The sequence below is a fragment of the Embleya sp. NPDC020886 genome, assembly GCF_044333915.1.
Lineage (GTDB): Bacteria > Actinomycetota > Actinomycetes > Streptomycetales > Streptomycetaceae > Embleya.
The window spans coordinates 459,472-475,866 of sequence record NZ_JBIRRX010000004.1 but is presented as its reverse complement, the minus strand read 5'-3'; the positions used below and the strand labels follow the sequence as shown (position 1 = coordinate 475,866).

General features: G+C 70.1%; 12 protein-coding genes. 3 read left to right on the top strand and 9 right to left on the bottom strand.

Annotated features, from left to right (window positions below):
* The first annotated feature begins 27 nt into the window (after positions 1–27).
* Entirely contained in the window at positions 28–1,443 is a 1,416-nt protein-coding gene (locus tag ACH4U8_RS17160; RefSeq protein WP_395778602.1) for an APC family permease, read from the top strand.
* Between the two features lie 94 nt (positions 1,444–1,537).
* Here the strand turns inward: ACH4U8_RS17160 and ACH4U8_RS17155 are convergent, their stop codons facing one another.
* From ACH4U8_RS17155 to ACH4U8_RS17120, 8 genes are all read right to left on the bottom strand, one after another.
* The gene (locus ACH4U8_RS17155) at positions 1,538–2,332 is read right to left on the bottom strand and encodes a tyrosine-protein phosphatase (RefSeq protein WP_395778600.1); all 795 of its coding nucleotides are present in this window, start codon (positions 2,330–2,332) and stop codon (positions 1,538–1,540) included.
* A 37-nt stretch (positions 2,333–2,369) separates the two neighbouring features.
* Entirely contained in the window at positions 2,370–3,329 is a 960-nt protein-coding gene (locus ACH4U8_RS17150) for a metallophosphoesterase (RefSeq protein WP_395778598.1), read from the bottom strand.
* A 199-nt stretch (positions 3,330–3,528) separates the two neighbouring features.
* The gene (locus ACH4U8_RS17145) at positions 3,529–5,031 is read right to left on the bottom strand and encodes a CoA-acylating methylmalonate-semialdehyde dehydrogenase (RefSeq protein WP_360304704.1); all 1,503 of its coding nucleotides are present in this window, start codon (positions 5,029–5,031) and stop codon (positions 3,529–3,531) included.
* Between the two features lie 201 nt (positions 5,032–5,232).
* Positions 5,233–6,663: an FAD-dependent oxidoreductase gene (locus tag ACH4U8_RS17140; RefSeq protein ID WP_360304702.1), complete on the bottom strand. Its 1,431-nt coding sequence runs from the start codon at positions 6,661–6,663 to the stop codon at positions 5,233–5,235.
* 104 nt (positions 6,664–6,767) lie between these two features.
* Positions 6,768–7,568, bottom strand: coding sequence for an ABC transporter permease (locus ACH4U8_RS17135; protein WP_360304700.1), 801 nt, complete (start codon positions 7,566–7,568; stop codon positions 6,768–6,770).
* On the bottom strand, positions 7,568–8,500 hold the full coding sequence (locus ACH4U8_RS17130) for an ABC transporter permease (RefSeq protein WP_360304698.1): 933 nt from the start codon (positions 8,498–8,500) through the stop codon (positions 7,568–7,570). The genes ACH4U8_RS17135 and ACH4U8_RS17130 overlap by 1 nt, the downstream gene beginning before the upstream one ends.
* A complete protein-coding gene (locus tag ACH4U8_RS17125) occupies positions 8,497–9,648 on the bottom strand; it encodes an ABC transporter ATP-binding protein (protein ID WP_360304696.1) in 1,152 nt (383 codons plus the stop codon). Before ACH4U8_RS17125 ends, ACH4U8_RS17130 begins: the two co-directional genes overlap by 4 nt.
* A gap of 95 nt (positions 9,649–9,743) precedes the next feature.
* Complete coding sequence (locus tag ACH4U8_RS17120) at positions 9,744–11,246, bottom strand: gamma-aminobutyraldehyde dehydrogenase (RefSeq protein ID WP_360304694.1); 1,503 nt, start codon at positions 11,244–11,246, stop codon at positions 9,744–9,746.
* 319 nt (positions 11,247–11,565) lie between these two features.
* Between ACH4U8_RS17120 and ACH4U8_RS17115 the strand changes: the two genes are divergently transcribed.
* Positions 11,566–13,179: a PucR family transcriptional regulator ligand-binding domain-containing protein gene (locus tag ACH4U8_RS17115; protein ID WP_360304692.1), complete on the top strand. Its 1,614-nt coding sequence runs from the start codon at positions 11,566–11,568 to the stop codon at positions 13,177–13,179.
* Positions 13,180–13,208: 29 nt separating this feature from the next.
* Here ACH4U8_RS17115 and ACH4U8_RS17110 read toward each other — a convergent pair whose 3' ends face one another.
* Positions 13,209–14,978 carry a protein kinase gene (locus ACH4U8_RS17110; RefSeq protein WP_395778596.1) on the bottom strand — a complete coding sequence of 590 codons (1,770 nt, stop codon included), beginning with the start codon at positions 14,976–14,978 and terminating at the stop codon, positions 13,209–13,211.
* A gap of 272 nt (positions 14,979–15,250) precedes the next feature.
* On the opposite strand from ACH4U8_RS17110, the gene ACH4U8_RS17105 reads away from it, so the two are divergent.
* Positions 15,251–16,390 carry a hypothetical protein gene (locus ACH4U8_RS17105; RefSeq protein WP_395778594.1) on the top strand — a complete coding sequence of 380 codons (1,140 nt, stop codon included), beginning with the start codon at positions 15,251–15,253 and terminating at the stop codon, positions 16,388–16,390.
* Positions 16,391–16,395: the final 5 nt, after the last annotated feature.

Below are 16,395 nucleotides of genomic sequence, written 5' to 3'. Positions count from 1 at the left end.
CCCGCTGTCCCGCAGAGGTAGCGACACATGGCTGTTGAAACAACCCCACCGCCGTCCGGGACCTTGACTCCAGTCACCCTCGACGCCGGTGGCACCCCCGCCCCGCTCAAGCGCTCCATCGGAGTCGTCGGCGGCACCCTGCTCACCCTCTCGTGCCTGACCCCCGCGTCCTCGCTCTTCGTGATCGTGCCGGGGATGTTCGCGGATCTGGGTTCCGGCACCGCGCTGGCCCTGGTCGTGGCCGCCGTCCTGTGCGTGGGCGTCGCGTTCTGCTACTCCGAATTGGGCACCCTGATCCCCAGCGCCGGCGGCGAGTACGCCATGGTCGGCACCCTCATGGGCCGCTTCATGGGCTGGCTGGTCTTCATCATCGCCACCATCGTGGTGATGATCGTGCCGCCGATCATCGCCCTGGGCACCGCCGAGTATCTGACCTCGATCGCGACGATCGACACGATGTGGGCCGGCGCCGCGGTGATGATCCTGGCCACCATCATGGGTCTGCTCGACCTGCGCGCGAACGCGTGGGTGACCGGCGTCTTCCTGGCCCTGGAAGTGGTCGCCGCGGCGATCGTGGCCTTCCTCGGCTTCGCCAACGTGCACCAGTCCACCTCGACGCTGATCAAGCCCGAGGTCGTCGTGGACGCGGCGAGCAACACGACGGATCCGCTGAAGATGGGCATCCTGATCGCGGGCATGGCCGGCGCGCTGTTCGCCCTGCAGGGCTTCTCCACCGCGGTCTACCTGGCCGAGGAGATGGAGAACCCGCGCCGTACGGTCTCGCGCACGGTGTTGTGGACCCTGGGTCTGGGCGGCGTGATCCTGATCGTGCCGACCATCGCGATCTCGCTCGGCGCGCCGGACCAGGCGACCCTGGCGGGCGGCGACATCCTCGGCCTGGTCGAGGGCTGGTCCAACCACGGCATGGCCACCTTCATCGGCCTGTGCATCGCGCTGGCGATCATCAACGCGGGCGTGGTCATGGTGATCCAGAACTCCCGCGTGGTCTACGCCTCGGCCCGCGACCGGGCCTGGCCCGAGCCGATCAACCGGGCCTTCGGCAAGGTGAACCGGTTCGGTTCGCCGTGGGTGTCCACGCTGGTCGTCGGCGTGCCCGGCGCGCTGCTGTGCTTCGTGAACCTGGACATCCTCGGTGAGGTCACCGGCGTCGCGGTCGCCGCGCTCTACCTGGTGGTGGCACTGGCCGCACTGGTCGCCCGCAAGGGTGTGCACCAGGAGACCCGGGCCTGGCGGATGCCGCTGTGGCCCGCGATCCCGGTGCTCCTGATCGCGTCGATGATCTACGTGCTGACCGAACAGCCGACCCGCGCGCTGCTGATCACCGGCGGGGTGCTGGTGGTGGCCGCGCTGTACTGGCTGGTCTACCTGCGTCCGCGCCAGGAGACCCGCTGGAACATCAAGCTGATGGCCGACGACTCCTGATTCCCGGCGGCCTTCGGCAATCGCCGGACGGCCTGCCGTCCCCGGGACGGTGCCTCCTCCTGTGGGCACCGTCCCGGGGCCGTCCGGGCCCGGCTCAGTCCTCCAGCAACAGCGCCCGCAGCCGGTCCAGCCGGTCCGCGTCCAGGCCCAGACCCTGCTCCAGGTAGGCGTCGAAGCCGCCCCAGTGGGTGTCCATCACCTCGAGCGCGCCACGCAGATATTCCTCGCGCACCTCCAGGAACGGCTGGAAGAGTTCCAGCAGCCCCGGTCGCATCGCGAGCTTGTCCGAGTTCGGCTCGTAGCGGTTGCCCGGCTCGTTGCTGACCAGGTAGTTCGCCACGGCGTCGTCGGCGGAGACGCCGACGATCCGTTGCACCAGGGCCGCCGCGATGCCCGCGCGGTCCTTGCCGGCCGAACAGTGCACCACGACCGGCAGGCCGTCCGCGTCGAGCATGGCGCGCAACATCCGCGCGTGCCGGTCGACCCGGGCCACCACCTGGTCGCGGTAGTCCGCCGCGATCGACTTCTGCGCCCGCCCGTCGCCCAGTCGCTCGCGCAACACGCTCAGGTCGGCGTTGCGCAGATCGCTCCAGAAGTCCGAGTGTCGGGCCGGGTCGGACATCGGCAGGTTCAACCACCGGGCGCCCTCGGGCAGCACGTCGGCGCCGTCCAGTTCGATGTCGGCCGGGCTGCGCAGGTCCACCACGAGCCGGATGCCCAGGTCGGCCAGGACCGCGCGGTCCGCGTCCGTGGGCTTGGCCAGGTGGCCGCTGCGGAAGTAGCGGCCGGCTCGCACCAGCCGGCCGTCGGCGGTGGGCAGTCCGCCGATGTCGCGGAAGTTGCGGACCCCTTCGAGGGTGAGTCCGGCGTCCGCCTGATGTTGTGTCACGGGTCTCCTCGTACTGGTCGGGTCGTGGGAATCGGGCTCAGGCGCCGCGCACCGGACGGGGCTCGCCGAACCGGGTTCGGAACTGCTCGTCGCTCATCTCGCGCATCTCCTCGATCGTCACCACGCCGAGCATGAGATCGGTGAGGAAGCGCGGTGCGGGCTTGGCCCGCATCTCGTCGGTGATCGGGCCGGGCGCGGTGTGCGCGGCGGATTCGACCCGGCCGTCCGGGTGCAGCGTGAAGGTGCGATAGCCGGGGCCGTCGAAGTGTTTGCCGGCGTAGTCGATGCTGTACGTGGTCGAGGGCGCCACGAACACCGGCACTCCGGCGAACTCGCCCTCCAGCGAGCCGTGCAGATGGCCGCCGGAGATGGCCCGGATCCGCCCGAAGTCGCGGAGCAGCGCGCCGAGTCGGCCGGACGGGTCCAGACTCGGGCAGATCTCCGCGAGCGGCGGTTGGTGGACGAACAACAGCACGTGCTCGGCGTCCGAGCCGGCCAGGATCTCCCGGATCCGGGCGGCCTCGGGCGCGCTCAGCTCCGGCCCGTCGGCCCGGGTCATCCGGTCGTCGAGGTCGCGGTAGACACCGTCGCCCACGTGTTCGCGGCCGAGCGCGTTGGTGTCCACCATGAGCAGCAGCCAGGGCCCGATCCGCACCGCGGGTTCCAGATGCACGCCGGTGCGCGGCAGGCCCGCGACGTAGGCGTCGTGGCGGTCGTGGTTGCCCGGCAGGCAGTACACCGGCACCGGGAGCTCCTGGAGCACGTCTGCCAGCCGCCGGTAGGCCCCCGGCTCGCCGGTGTCGGCCAGGTCGCCGGAGGCCACCAGCAGGTCGGCCTCGGCGAGCGCGTCGGCGGCGTCGGCGAGGGCCGCGGCCAGCCCGGCGTCCGGGTCGTGTTGCACGAACCCGTGGGTGCCCGGAGCGTCCCGGTAGTGCACGTCGGATATCTGGATCAACCGGATGGCGGTATCGCCGGCCGGGTCGTCTTCGATGGGCATGCGCCGTTCCCCTGTCACGTCCGTAACGGCCGTCGACTGATCATCTGACGACCCGTCACGCATGCTGCCAGGGAAGGCGTGCGGAGGAAATGGCGAAGCGACCCGGGTCGGTGCCCGGGCCGCGCACGACGAAGCCCGCCCGACCACGTCATTGGGGTCGGGCGGGCTCGGTGGGCAGGCTCGCCGAGGCGAGCGAACGTCAGTCGTTGGTCGGGAAGCCCAGGTTGATGCCGCCGTGGCTCGGGTCGAGCCAGCGCTGGGTGACGACCTTGCCGCGGGTGAAGAACTGCACGCCGTCGGCGCCGTACGCGTGCAGGTCGCCGAAGAGCGAGTTCTTCCAGCCGCCGAACGAGTAGTAGGCCACCGGGACCGGGATCGGCACGTTGATGCCGATCATGCCCACCTCGACCTCGTTCTGGAACTTGCGGGCGGCGCCACCGTCGTTGGTGAAGATCGCGGTGCCGTTGCCGTACGGGTTGGCGTTGATCAGCGCCAGGCCCTCGTCGTAGGACGCGACCCGGACGACCGACAACACCGGGCCGAAGATCTCGTCGGTGTAGATCGACATCTCGGGGGTGACGTTGTCGAACAGGGTCGGACCGACCCAGTAGCCGTCGGCGGTGTCGTCCCCGTTGATCGGGTGTTCGCGGCCGTCCACCACGAGCGTCGCGCCCTGGTCCTCGCCCGCCCGGACGTAGGACAGCACCTTGTCCGCGTGCTGGCGGGTGACCAGCGGGCCCATCTCGGACGCGGCGTCGTTGCCCGCGCCGACCCGGAGCTTGGCCATCCGCTCCTTGATCCGGGCGATCAGCTCGTCGGCGATCGGCTCGACCGCGACCAGGGCGGAGATCGCCATGCAGCGCTCGCCGGCCGCGCCGAAGCCGGCGTTGACCGCGGCGTCGGCGACCAGGTCCAGGTCGGCGTCCGGGAGCACCAGCATGTGGTTCTTGGCGCCGCCGAGGGCCTGCACGCGCTTGCCGTAGCGGGTGCCGTTCTCGTAGACGTACCGGGCGATCGGGGTCGAGCCGACGAAGGAGACCGACTTGATGTCGGGGTGCTCCAGGATGCGGTCCACGGCGACCTTGTCACCGTGCACGACGTTGAACACGCCGTCGGGCAGACCGGCCTGCTTCCACAGGTCGGCGAGGAAGTTCGCGGTCGAGGGGTCCTTCTCGCTCGGCTTGAGGATCACCGTGTTGCCGGTGGCGATCGCGATCGGGAAGAACCACATCGGGACCATCGCCGGGAAGTTGAACGGCGAGATGATCGCGACCGGGCCCAGCGGCTGGCGGATCGAGTAGACGTCGATGCCCGTCGACGCCTGCTCGGAGTGGCCACCCTTCTGCAGGTGCGGGATGCCGCAGGCGAGTTCCACGACCTCCTGGCCGCGGGCGATCTCGCCCAGCGCGTCCGAGTGCACCTTGCCGTGCTCGGCCACGATGATCGCGGCGAGCTCGTCCTTCTTGGCGTTGAGCAGCTCACGGAAGTTGAAGAGCACCGTGGAGCGCTTCGCGAGCGAGGCGTTCTTCCAGGAGGCGAAGGCGCGGACGGCGACCGAGACGGCCTCGTCGACCTCGGCCACCGAGGCGTAGTCGACCGTGCCGGTGATCTTGCCGGTGGCGGGGTTGTGGATGTCGCCCCGACGCTCGGAGACGCCGGTCCACTCCGCGTTGGCAATCCAGTGGGTTACGTGGTTCGTCACGGTTCGACCTTCCGGGGGATGCGGGATTGGCGAGGGGCCGCACAAGCCCCGGGAGGCCAGTCTCACGGGCGGCGCGGGTCGGGCTCAAGCTCCAAGGTGTCGGCCCTTGCGGCATCCGCCTTACAGGTTGGGATCCCTATCGCATGGCGAAGGGGCGGACGGATCCGCCGCACGGCCGATCCGTCCGCCCCTTTCGGCGACTCAGCTGTCGAAGCCCATCCCGACCTTGTCGAGTGCCTTGAGCCACAGGTTGCGCTTGCCGGCGTTCTTGTCGGCGCGGTCCATCGACCACTTGGTCATCGTCACGCCCGCCCACTTGATCGGTTCCGGCGGGAACGGGAGCGGCTTGGTGCGAACCATCTCCAGCCGGGTGCGCTCGGTCGGGCGGCCGTCGAGCTTGTCCAGCATCACCTCGGCGCCGAACCGGGTCGCGCCCACGCCCAGGCCGGTGAAGCCCAGCGCGTAGGCGACCTTGCCCTTGTACGCCGTCCCGAAGAACGCCGAGAAGCGGCTGCAGGTGTCGATCGCGCCACCCCACGTGTGGGTGAAGCGCAGACCTTCGAGCTGCGGGAACGTCTCGAAGAAGTGCCCCGCGAGCTTCGCGAACGTCTCCGGACGCTGGTCCAGGTCCGAGGAGAGCTTGGCACCGTAGTGGTAGATGGCGTCGTAACCGCCCCACAGGATCCGGTTGTCCGCGCTGAGCCGGTAGTAGTGGAACTGGTTGTTCGTGTCGCCGATGCCCTGTCGGTTGTGCCAACCGATCGCCGCGAGCTGCTCGGCACTCAGCGGCTCGGTCATCATCGCGTAGTCGTAGACCGGGACCACGAACGGCCGCAGCCGCTTGACCAACGACGGGAACACGTTGGTACCCAGCGCCACGTTGCCCGCGAAGACCCGACCGTAGGCGGTCTTGAGCACCATGCCCGAGCCGTGCTCGCCCAGTTCGGTCACCTTGGTGCGCTCGTGGATCCGCACGCCCAGCGACTCGCACGCGGCCTTGAGGCCCCAGGCGAGTCGGGCCGGGTCGATGATCGCGCAGCCGGTCTTGTCCCAGACGCCGGCCAGGTAGGTGGGCGAGTCGACCTGCGCTCGCACCTCGTCCCGGTCCAGGAAGGTCAGCTCGGTGCCGTACTTCCGGGCGAGGTCGATCTCCTCGCGCAACTCCTCGACCTGGTGCGGCTGGGTCGCGACGTTGAGTTCACCGGTGCGACGGAAGTCGCAGTCGATGCCGTAGCGCTTGATCGCCGCCTCGATCTCGTCGAGGTTTTCCTCGCCGAGCCGCTCCAGTCGGGAGAGTTCGCTCTCCCAGCGGTCCAGCCCGTTGTAGAAGCCGTGGGTCAGGCTCGCGGCGCAGAATCCGCCGTTGCGGCCCGAGGCCGCCCAGCCGATCTCGTGCGCTTCCAGCAGCACCACGTCGCGCGAGGGGTTGCGTTCCTTCGCGATCAGCGCCGTCCACAGGCCCGAGTAGCCGCCGCCCACGATCGCCAGGTCGCAGTGGTCGTCGCCGACCAGGGCCGGGCGCGGTTCGGGGCGGTCGCTCCGGTCGAGCCAGAAGGGGGTCGGCGCGGCGTCGGCAAGCGAGCGGACGGCCTCGACCGAGGGAGCAGGATCCGACGTGTTCCGGGGACCCATGGGGTTTCACCACTCTCGCAGTGTCCGTCGGGGCCGCCTTGTCGGGCCCCGACGGTTTCACCGCATAGCTACAGATTTGGGGTCAATCATCGGCGCAGGCGCGCCTACGCCTGCTGTTTGGCTCGCCGCGAGGCTCGGATCTGCCCGATCATCACGATCAGCACCGCGATCACGAACATCGCCGAGCCGATCACGTTGATCTGCGGCGGGGTGCCGCGCTGGGCCGCGCCGTACACGAACATCGGGAAGGTGACCGTGTTGCCCGAGGTGAAGTTGGTGATCACGAAGTCGTCGAAGCTCAGCGCGAAGGCGAGCATCGCGCCCGCCCCGATGCCGGGCGCGGCCAGCGGCAGGGTCACCCGCAGGAACACCTGGGTGGGTGACGCGTACAGGTCCTGCGCGGCCTCTTCGAGCTTGGGGTCCATGCCCAACACCCGGGCCTTGACCGCGACCACGACGAAGCTCAGGCAGAACATGATGTGCGCGATCAGGATCGTCACGAAGCCCGTGTTGATCCGCATGTTCAGGAACAACGTGCCGAGCGAGGCGCCCATCACCACTTCGGGCATCGACATCGGCAGGAAGAGCAGGGTGTTGATCGCGCCGCGGGCGCGGAACCGGTAGCGACCGAGCGCGAACGCGATCGCGGTGCCGAGCACGGTGGCGATCAGGGTGGACAGGAGCGCGATCTTCATGCTGATCGCGACCGAGTCGCAGATGCCCGCGACCCCGCACGGCTCCTCCCACGCGTCCAGCGTGAAGCCGTTCCAGGTGTAGTTGAAGCGCCCGTTCGGGTCGTTGAACGAGAACATCAGCACGACGATGTTGGGCAGCGTCATGTAGCCGAGCGCGAGCAGCCCGAACAAGACGATGACGTTGCGCCGCAACCAGTTGACGACGGCCATCAGACCAGGTCCTCCGTCCCCGCCTTGCGGATGTACGCCGTCACCATGAGCACGATCAACAACATCAGGATGAACGACAGGGCGGCGGCGGTCGGGTAGTCCAGCACCCGCAGGAACTGGGTCTGGATCACGTTGCCCGCCATGCCGGTGTCCGGCGAGCCGAGCCACTGCGCGTTGACGTAGTCGCCGGACGCCGGGATGAAGGTGAGCAGCGTTCCGGAGACCACGCCCGGCAGCGACAGCGGGAAGGTGACCTTGGCGAAGGTCGTCCGCGGCGACGCGTACAGATCGCCGGCGGCCTCGTGCAGGCGCGGATCGATCCGCTCCAGGCACGCGTACAGCGGCAACACCATGAACGGCAGGAAGTTGTAGGTCAGACCGCAGATCACCGCGAGCGGCGTGGCCAGCACCCGGTCGTCCTGGGTCAGCCCGAGGAACGCGGTGACGTTGGTGAAGTGCAGCGTGTTGAGCACGTCCACGACGATCCCGTTGTCCGCGAGGATCGTCTTCCAGGCCAGCGTGCGCACCAGGAAGCTGGTGAAGAACGGCGCGATCACCAGGACCAGCCACATGCCGCGCCACTTGCCCGCCTTGAACGCGATCGCGTAGGCGAGCGGGTAGCCGATCACCAGGCACATCACGGTCGCCGCGGCCGCGTAGCCGAACGAGCGCAGGAATTGCGGGTAGTACTGGTCGATGGCGTCCCAGTAGGTGGCCCAGTGCCAGGTGAGGTCGTAGCCCTTGGTCAGGTTGCCGGTCTGCAGCGAGGTCGAGCCCTGGACCACCATCGGGATCGCGAAGAAGACCACCAGCCACAGCAGGCCGGGCGCGAGCAGGGCATAAGGCACCCATCTGCCGCGCCGCTTGAGCTCCGTGGTCTTGGTGTCCGCACCTCCCGTCGTGCCCGCGCCGAGGGTGCCGAGCGCGCTCACGCGGCGTCCTCGCTCGCCTCGGCGATGCCCGCGGTCAGGTCGCCCGACTCCAGGCCGAAGCCGTGCCCGGGGTTCCAGTGCAGGGTCACCGTCGCCCCCGGCACCAGGCGCGGGTCGCGCTCCATGTTCTGTTCGAACACGGTGAACTCCTGGTCCCACGGCATCCGCACGACGTACTGCGTGGAGACACCGATGAACGCCGCGTCCACGATCACGCCGCCGTCGAGGCGGTTGCGGTTGTCCGCGACCTTCGCGTCCGCCGCGAAGGCGATGGTGATCTTCTCCGGGCGGATGCCCATCACGATGCGGTCGCCCTCGGCGGCCGAGCGGGCGGCGGGCAGGGCCAGCCGGTTGCCGTGCGCCTCCAACAGCAGATCGCCGTCGGCGCGCCCGGTCACCTTGACGTCGAGCAGGTTGGACTGACCCAGGAAGTTGGCCACGAAGGTGGTGCGCGGGGCCTCGTACAACTCGACCGGGGAGCCGAGTTGCTCTATTCGGCCGCCGTTCATCACGGCGATCGTGTCGGCCATCGTCATGGCCTCTTCCTGGTCGTGCGTCACGTGCACGAAGGTGATGCCCACGTCGGTCTGGATGCGCTTGAGTTCGAGCTGCATCTGCCGGCGCAGCTTGAGGTCGAGCGCGCCCAGCGGCTCGTCCAGGAGCAGCACCTGCGGAGTGTTGATCAACGCGCGGGCCACCGCGACCCGCTGCTGCTGACCACCGGAGAGCTGGGTGGGCTTGCGCTTGGCCAGGTGTCCCAGCTCGACCAGGTCGAGCATCTCCCCGACCTGCTTCGAGGTGTCCTTGATACCGCGCCGCTTGAGGCCGAAGCCGACGTTGTCGGCCACGCTCAGGTGCGGGAACAGCGCGTAGTTCTGGAACACCGTGTTCACCGGGCGCTTGTACGGCGGCAGGGCCGTGACGTCGCGGTCACCGATGCTGACACTGCCGGTCGAGGGCTGCTCCAGTCCGGCGATCATCCGCAGCGTCGTGGTCTTGCCGCAGCCCGACGCGCCGAGGAGGGCGAAGAACGATCCCGCGGGGATCGTCAGGTCCATCGGTCGCACGGCCGTGAAGTCACCGTAGTGCTTGCTCAGACCCGCCAAGGAGACGTCGCCGGAGGCGCCGGCCCGCTGCTGCTCAGTCATGATTCCTCTCGCCGCGTCGCGGGCCCCCGCACCGCACGCCGGCCGCAGGGGCGGCCGAGAACTCGCGCTCTCGGCCGCCCGTTTCGATGGGGTGGTTACCGCGCTCCGAAGATCGTCCGGTGCCAGTCCTTGCGGGCGATTCCCGTGCCGTCGTACATCACGTGCTTGACCTGGGTGTACTCGTCGAAGGAGTACTGCGACATGTCCTTGCCGAAGCCGGACGCCTTGTAGCCGCCGTGCGGCATGTCGCTGATGATCGGGATGTGGTCGTTGACCCACACGCAGCCGGCCTGGATCTCCCGGGTCGCGCGCAGCGAGCGGAAGATGTCGCGCGTCCAGGCGGAGGCGGCCAGGCCGTACGGGGTGTCGTTGGCGAGCCGGATGCCCTCTTCGTCGCTGTCGAACGGCAGCACGACCAGGACCGGGCCGAAGATCTCGTCCTGCACGATCTCGCTGTCCTGGGCCACACCGGTGACCAGCGTCGGGCGGTAGAACGCGCCCTTGGCCAGCTCGCCGCCGGGGATCTCGCCACCGGTCACGATGGTCGCGCCGTAGCCGCGGGCGCGCTCGACGAAGCCGGCCACCGACTCCTGCTGGCGGCGCGAGACGAGCGGGCCGAGGTCGGTCGCGGGGTCCATCGTGTCGCCCAGGCGCACGCCCTCGTACAGTTCCGCGACGCCCGCGACGAACGCGTCGTAGAGCGGGCGCTGCACGTAGGCGCGGGTCGCGGCGGTGCAGTCCTGGCCCGAGTTGATCAGCGACGCGGCGACCGCGCCGTTGATCGCGGCATCCAGGTCGGCGTCGTCGAAGACCACGAACGGGGCCTTGCCACCGAGTTCGAGGTGCAGTCGCTTGACGGTCTGCAGGGCCACCTCGCCGACGCGCTTGCCGACGCCGGTGGAGCCGGTGAAGGAGACCATCGACACGTCCGCGTGGCCCATCAGGTACTCGCCGACGGTCCGCCCCTTGCCGGTGATCACGTTGACCACGCCGTCGGGGATGCCCGCGTCGGCGCACGCCTGGGCGAACATCAGCGAGGTCAGCGGGGTGATCTCGGCCGGCTTGAGCACGATGGTGTTGCCCGCGGCGATCGCCGGGAGGATCTTCCACGCGGCCATCTGGAGCGGGTAGTTCCACGGCGCGATCGAGCCGACCACGCCGATCGCCTCGCGGCGCACCATCGAGGTGGAGCCGGCCGAGTACTCGCCGGCCGCCTTGCCCTCCAGGTTGCGGGCCGCACCCGCGAAGAACGCGGTGTTGTCGATCGTGCCGGGCACGTCGAACTCGGTGCTGAGCCGGATCGGCTTGCCCGCCTGCGCGGTCTCGACCCGGGCGAACTCCTCGGCGCGCTCCTCCAGCAGTACCGACAACCGGTTCAGCGCGGTCGCCCGGTCGCCGGGGGTGGCCCCGGACCACTGCGGGAAGGCGTCCTTGGCGGCGGCTACCGCCGCGTCCACGTCCGCGGTGCCCGCGAGGGTGAGCGTCTCGACCGTCTCGCCGGTCGCCGGGTTGGTGACGTCGAAGGTTTCTCCGGACGAGCCCTGCCGCAGTTGTCCCCCGACGTACTGATGACCTTTGCCGAAGTCCTGCACAGGCATGGGAGCCCTCCAAGGGGGTTTTCGATGAGCCGACGGGCGCTGCGTGCGGTGGTTATGCGCGTGAGCCGCGTCAGCGTAGGACGATGCCGTTTCGACACGGGGTGCCGCAACAGGCACATCGACAGGGAGCGCGGCACCGGCTTTACAGGTCGCCAATCGCTCGGCCGAACCCCGGGGTCGGGGGTCGAACCGGGCGGCGACCTGTCACCATGAAAGCGTCGCCCGCCGAGCCGTTTACAGATTGCTCGCGAATTCCCGCTTCCTTCGGGAACCAACCGCCGTCGCGGTCGGGCCGTTGTCAGCTCGCGGAGGTTTTCGGATGTTCCCCACGGTCGCCGACGTACTGGCCCTCGACATCGTCCAGCGCGGTCGCCCACAGGTGGTCGCGGGTGAACGCGGCCTGGCCCGGCCGGTGCGCTGGGTGCACATCAGCGAGTTGCCGGACGTGACCCGGCTGCTCAAGGGCGGCGAACTGGTGATGGCCACCGGCATCGCGCTCCCCGAGGAGCGCGAGGGCCTGCAACGCTACATTCGCGATCTGGCCGACGTGGACGCGGCCGGACTCGTGGTCGAGCTGGGCCGGCGCTACACCGAGCAACTGCCGCGCGCGCTGGTCGCCGCGGCCGAGCAGGTCGGCCTGCCGGTGATCACCCTGCGCGACGAGACCCGGTTCATCGGCATCACCGAGGCCGTGCACGGGTTGATCATCGACGCCCAACTCGCCGAGTTGCAGGCTTCCGAGGCGGTGCATCAGGCGTTCAACGAACTCGCGGTCGAGGGTGCCGAACCCGCCGAGATCGTCCGGCAGGCGTCCCGGATGGCCGGGCGCCCGGTGATCCTGGAGAACCTCGCGCACCAGGTGCTCGCCTACGACGCGGCCGGGATAGTGGCGGAAACCCTGCTGGAGAACTGGGAGGACCGCTCCCGACAACTTCGGCTGTCCGCCCGGACCGCCTTCGACGAGCGCACCGGGTGGCTGGTGACCACGGTCGGCGCGCGCGGCCACGACTGGGGCCGACTGGTGCTGGTCGGCGACGGCGGCACTCCGCCCGCGCAGCAGACCATGCTCCTGGAGCGGGCCGCGTCCACCCTGGCGCTGAACCGGCTGGTGGTACGCGACCGGGAGAGCCTGGAACGGCAGACCCACCGCACGCTGCTGTCCGGGATCCTGACCCACTCCTACACCGTGGCCGAGGTGACCCTGCGGGCCCGGGCACTCGGTGTCCCGCTGGAGGGCCGGCGTCTGGTCGGCGTGGTGTTGCGGCTGCGCCGCAGCGTGACCCCGGCCGCGCTGGAATCGCAGGCCCGGCTGCGCGACTTCACCGAGATCGCCGCCGCGGCGGTCCGCGAGCGCCGGCTGGCCGCGCTGGTCGGCGGGCTCGACGACGAGAACGTCGGGCTGCTGGTCGCGCTCGCGTCGCAGGACACCGAGGACGGCGCGTTGGAGGGCTTCTCCGCCGCCATCCGCCGGCTCGCCCCGGACCTCGCGGACGACATCGTGGTCGCGGTCGGCTCCTCGGTGGGCGCGGTGCGCGACGCGCGCCGCTCGCTCCTGGAGGCCACCCAGGTCGCGGACGCCGCGCTGCACCAGGGCGGCAAGGCGGCCTTCTACCGGCTGCCCGACGTGCGACTGCGCGGGCTGCTGCACCTGTTGCGCGACGACGCGCGGTTGCAGACCTACGTCGAGCGCGAACTCGGGCCGCTGCTCGCCTACGACGCGCAGCAGGGCACCCAGTTGATCGCGATGCTCCAGGTCTACCTGGACCACGGCCGGAACAAGTCCGCGGCGGCCGACGCCGCGCACCTGTCCCGCCCGTCCTTCTACGAGCGACTGCACCGGATCGAGCGCATCCTGGGCGTCGACCTGGACCAGGTGGAGAGTTGTCTGTCGCTGCACGTGGCACTGCTCGGCCTGGAGGCGCTGCGTCGCTGACCGCGCGGCGCGCCGACGTCCGGGGCGGCTCAGACGCCGGAGCGGCTGCCCGCGAGGGCGAGGGCGCTCACCGCGAGCCCGTGCAGGGCCGCGTCGCGCGCCCATTGCCGCTCGACGCCGAACACGTCGACCTCGATGTAGATGCCGTTGACGATCACCGCGGCCAATACGGCGTGCCGGGCGGTGCCGGACTCGGTCCAGGTGTATTCCCAGACGACGCCCTTTCGGCCCTGGATGGCGCGTTCCTCGAAGATCACCTTTCGATAGTCGCGAAAAACCCTCCGCGCGTTCTGTTCGTCGTCGCGCCACTGCTCCAACAAATCCGTGGTCTGTTGGAACGCGGTACGCCCGGTCAATACGCTCGTGCCGGCCGGATCGGTGTAGACCACGCTCTGGTCCTGTTCCTTGCGGGTCCATTCCTGTGGGATCGGCCAGGTGAAGGTGCCCTCGTCGGCCGTGCGGACCGGGATCGGCGGGGTGCCCGGGGGCGTGCTCGGGTAGGGCGCGAGGCCCGCGATCGGGTTCGCCGCGGTGCCGCCGGTCGCGGAGCTCGTGGGCGGGATCGGGCCCGAGTCGCCGCCCTTCCCGTCGTCCCCGTCGCCGCCGGCGAGCAGTAGCGCCGCCACGACGGCGCCGGCCACCAGGAGGGTGACCAGCGGCATCAACACGGCCCACCGCCGGCGGCGCGAGCGGGGCGGCCGGCCGGTACGGGTCGGCATCGGGTAGGTCGGCGAGTGCGCCCGGTCGGCCGGTGTGCGCGGCCGATGCTCCGGCGCCGGCGCGGCGGGCACGCGCGGGAACGGGTCGAGCGGGGCGTCGTCGTCGGGGGCGATCCGGGCGGGCGGCATCAGGTCGCGCAGCGGCGGTTGCGGGTGCACGGTCGGCGCCGACGTCGCGTCGTCGTTCGCCGCGTCCGACTCGTGCTCGTCCGGCCCGCGCTCGATCACCCGGCCGAGTGTGGTGGGCGGGATCGGCCGGGTCACGTCGCCCGCGTGCCGGCGGCCCTCGGCCGCGAGCAGCGCGTCCAGCCGCGCCTCCACCTCGGCCGAGTCCGGGCGCCGCGCCGGGTCGCGCCGGAACAGGTCGCGGACGAGGGGCTCCAGCGGACCGATCTCCTGCGGCACCTCGGGTTCGGCGATCACGATCGCGTGCATCGTGGCCACCGGGGTGGATCGGCGGAACGGCGACGCGCCGGTGACCGCCGCGCACAGCGTGACGCCCAGCGACCACAGGTCCGACGCGGGCCCGGGATGCTCGCTCTCGATCCGCTCGGGGGCCATGAACTCGGGTGAGCCCAGGATCGCCCCGGTGCCGGTGAGCCCGCTCACCCCCTCCAGCGCGGCGATGCCGAAATCGGTCAGCACGGCGTGTCCGTCCCCGGCGATCAGCACGTTGCCCGGCTTGACGTCGCGGTGGATGACGCCCTGCGCGTGCACGACGGCGAGCGCGCGGGCGATCTGCACGGCCACCGCCGCGGCGGCGTGCGGGGTGAGCGGCCCGTCCTCCTCCAAAATGGTGTCCAGCGAGCGGGCGTCGAGCAGTTCCATCACGATCCACAGCCGGTCGTCGTCCTCGACGTAGTCGTAGACCCGGACGACGTTGGGGTGGTTGATCCGTGCGGTCGCCTGCGCCTCGCGCAGGCTGCGCTCGCGAAAGGACCGGGACGCGCTGCGCCCCCAGCCGGTGGTGATCACCTTCGCCGCCACGGGTCGATCCAGCAGCCGATCCCGGGCCCGCCACACGGTGCCCATGCCGCCGCTGCCGAGCACGCTCACCAACTCGTATCGGGCTCCGACCACGAAGCCCGCCCAATCCTCTCCAGGCCCGCCCGACATCGGCTTTCCCCCAGGTCCCGCCGCTTTTCAAGATCAGACCGTGCTTTTCAAGATCAGACCATTGCCACTTTCGTCGGATTACCTGTGAAAGGCCCTGCGAAAGCTTAGGACGGACATGGTAGAACGAATCGTCACACATAGCGGGAGGGGGATACCGCATGTTCACACCGAAAAAACTTCGATCAGAAAACGTCAAACGAGCAGCCTTGATAATTTCCGTTCCGGTCGGAATAGGAATGATTCTGAGCGCCGGCCTGGCGGTCGCGGACACCGAGGGAAACGGGCCCGCGCAGCGATCCGGCAGCGCACACACCCGGACCCACGGCCCGACCGGCGAGGTCACCACCAAGCCGCCGGTCGGCACCGAACCGCCGACCGGCACCAGGCCCCCGGTCACCACGAAGCCGGCCACCACGAAGCCGGCCACCACCGAGCCGGCGAGCACGCCGCCGCCGAGCACCCACCGGCCGACGACCAAGCCGCCCACGACGCCACCACCGAGCAGCACTCGACCGCCGACGACGACCAAGCCGCCGACCGCGGCGTTCGGTGTCGACACCGACAACCAGATCACCTTCGACGCGAACGGACGGTCGACGATCTGGTTCACCGTCACCAACAACACCGGCCAAATGGATCCCCATCGGGACGTATACGCCTACAGCACGGGACAGTTGAAGATCCTCTCGGTGCCCGGCTGTGAACCCGCGAGGGCGCTGGCCGATCCGGGTCCGCAGTGGGTGAGTTCGTTCCGGTGCACGTTCGAATTCCTGGAACCGCACGAGACCAGGCGCTGGTCCGCAACGGTGGAATACCCGCCGGCACGGTCGCCGCGCGCGGCTCGGGCCGAGGTCCGGCTCCCGCTCGCGGCGGAGCCCGACATCTCCACGTTCTGCGTGCTGGTGGTCCCCCAGGACGCCAGGGACACGACGATGGTCCTGGGCCGGCGCGGACCGCTGACCCTGAAGAACGTGCCCAACAACAACGACCCGTCCTTCATCGGCTACACCGTCGAATCACCCATTCCCGGCGGCACCACCGGCGGGGGCACGACGGGTGGCGGCACGACCGGTGGCGGAAGTACCGGAGGCAACGGCAGCACCGGCGGCGGTGGCACGACCGGAGGCGGCAGCACCGGAGGCGGTGATACGACCGGCGCGGGCACGACCGGCGGCACCACCACCGGCGCGAGCACCGGCGGCACCGACCAGGCCACACCGCCGACTTCGCTGCCCAAGACCGGCCCCGACGACGACACCCTGCCCCTCGCGGGCGGCGCGCTCGGCCTGATGCTGGTGGGCAACGCGCTGTTCCAGGGCGCGCGCCTGCGTCGGATCCGCTCGGCCGAGGGCGACGACGAGCCGGCTCGGTACTGAGTTCG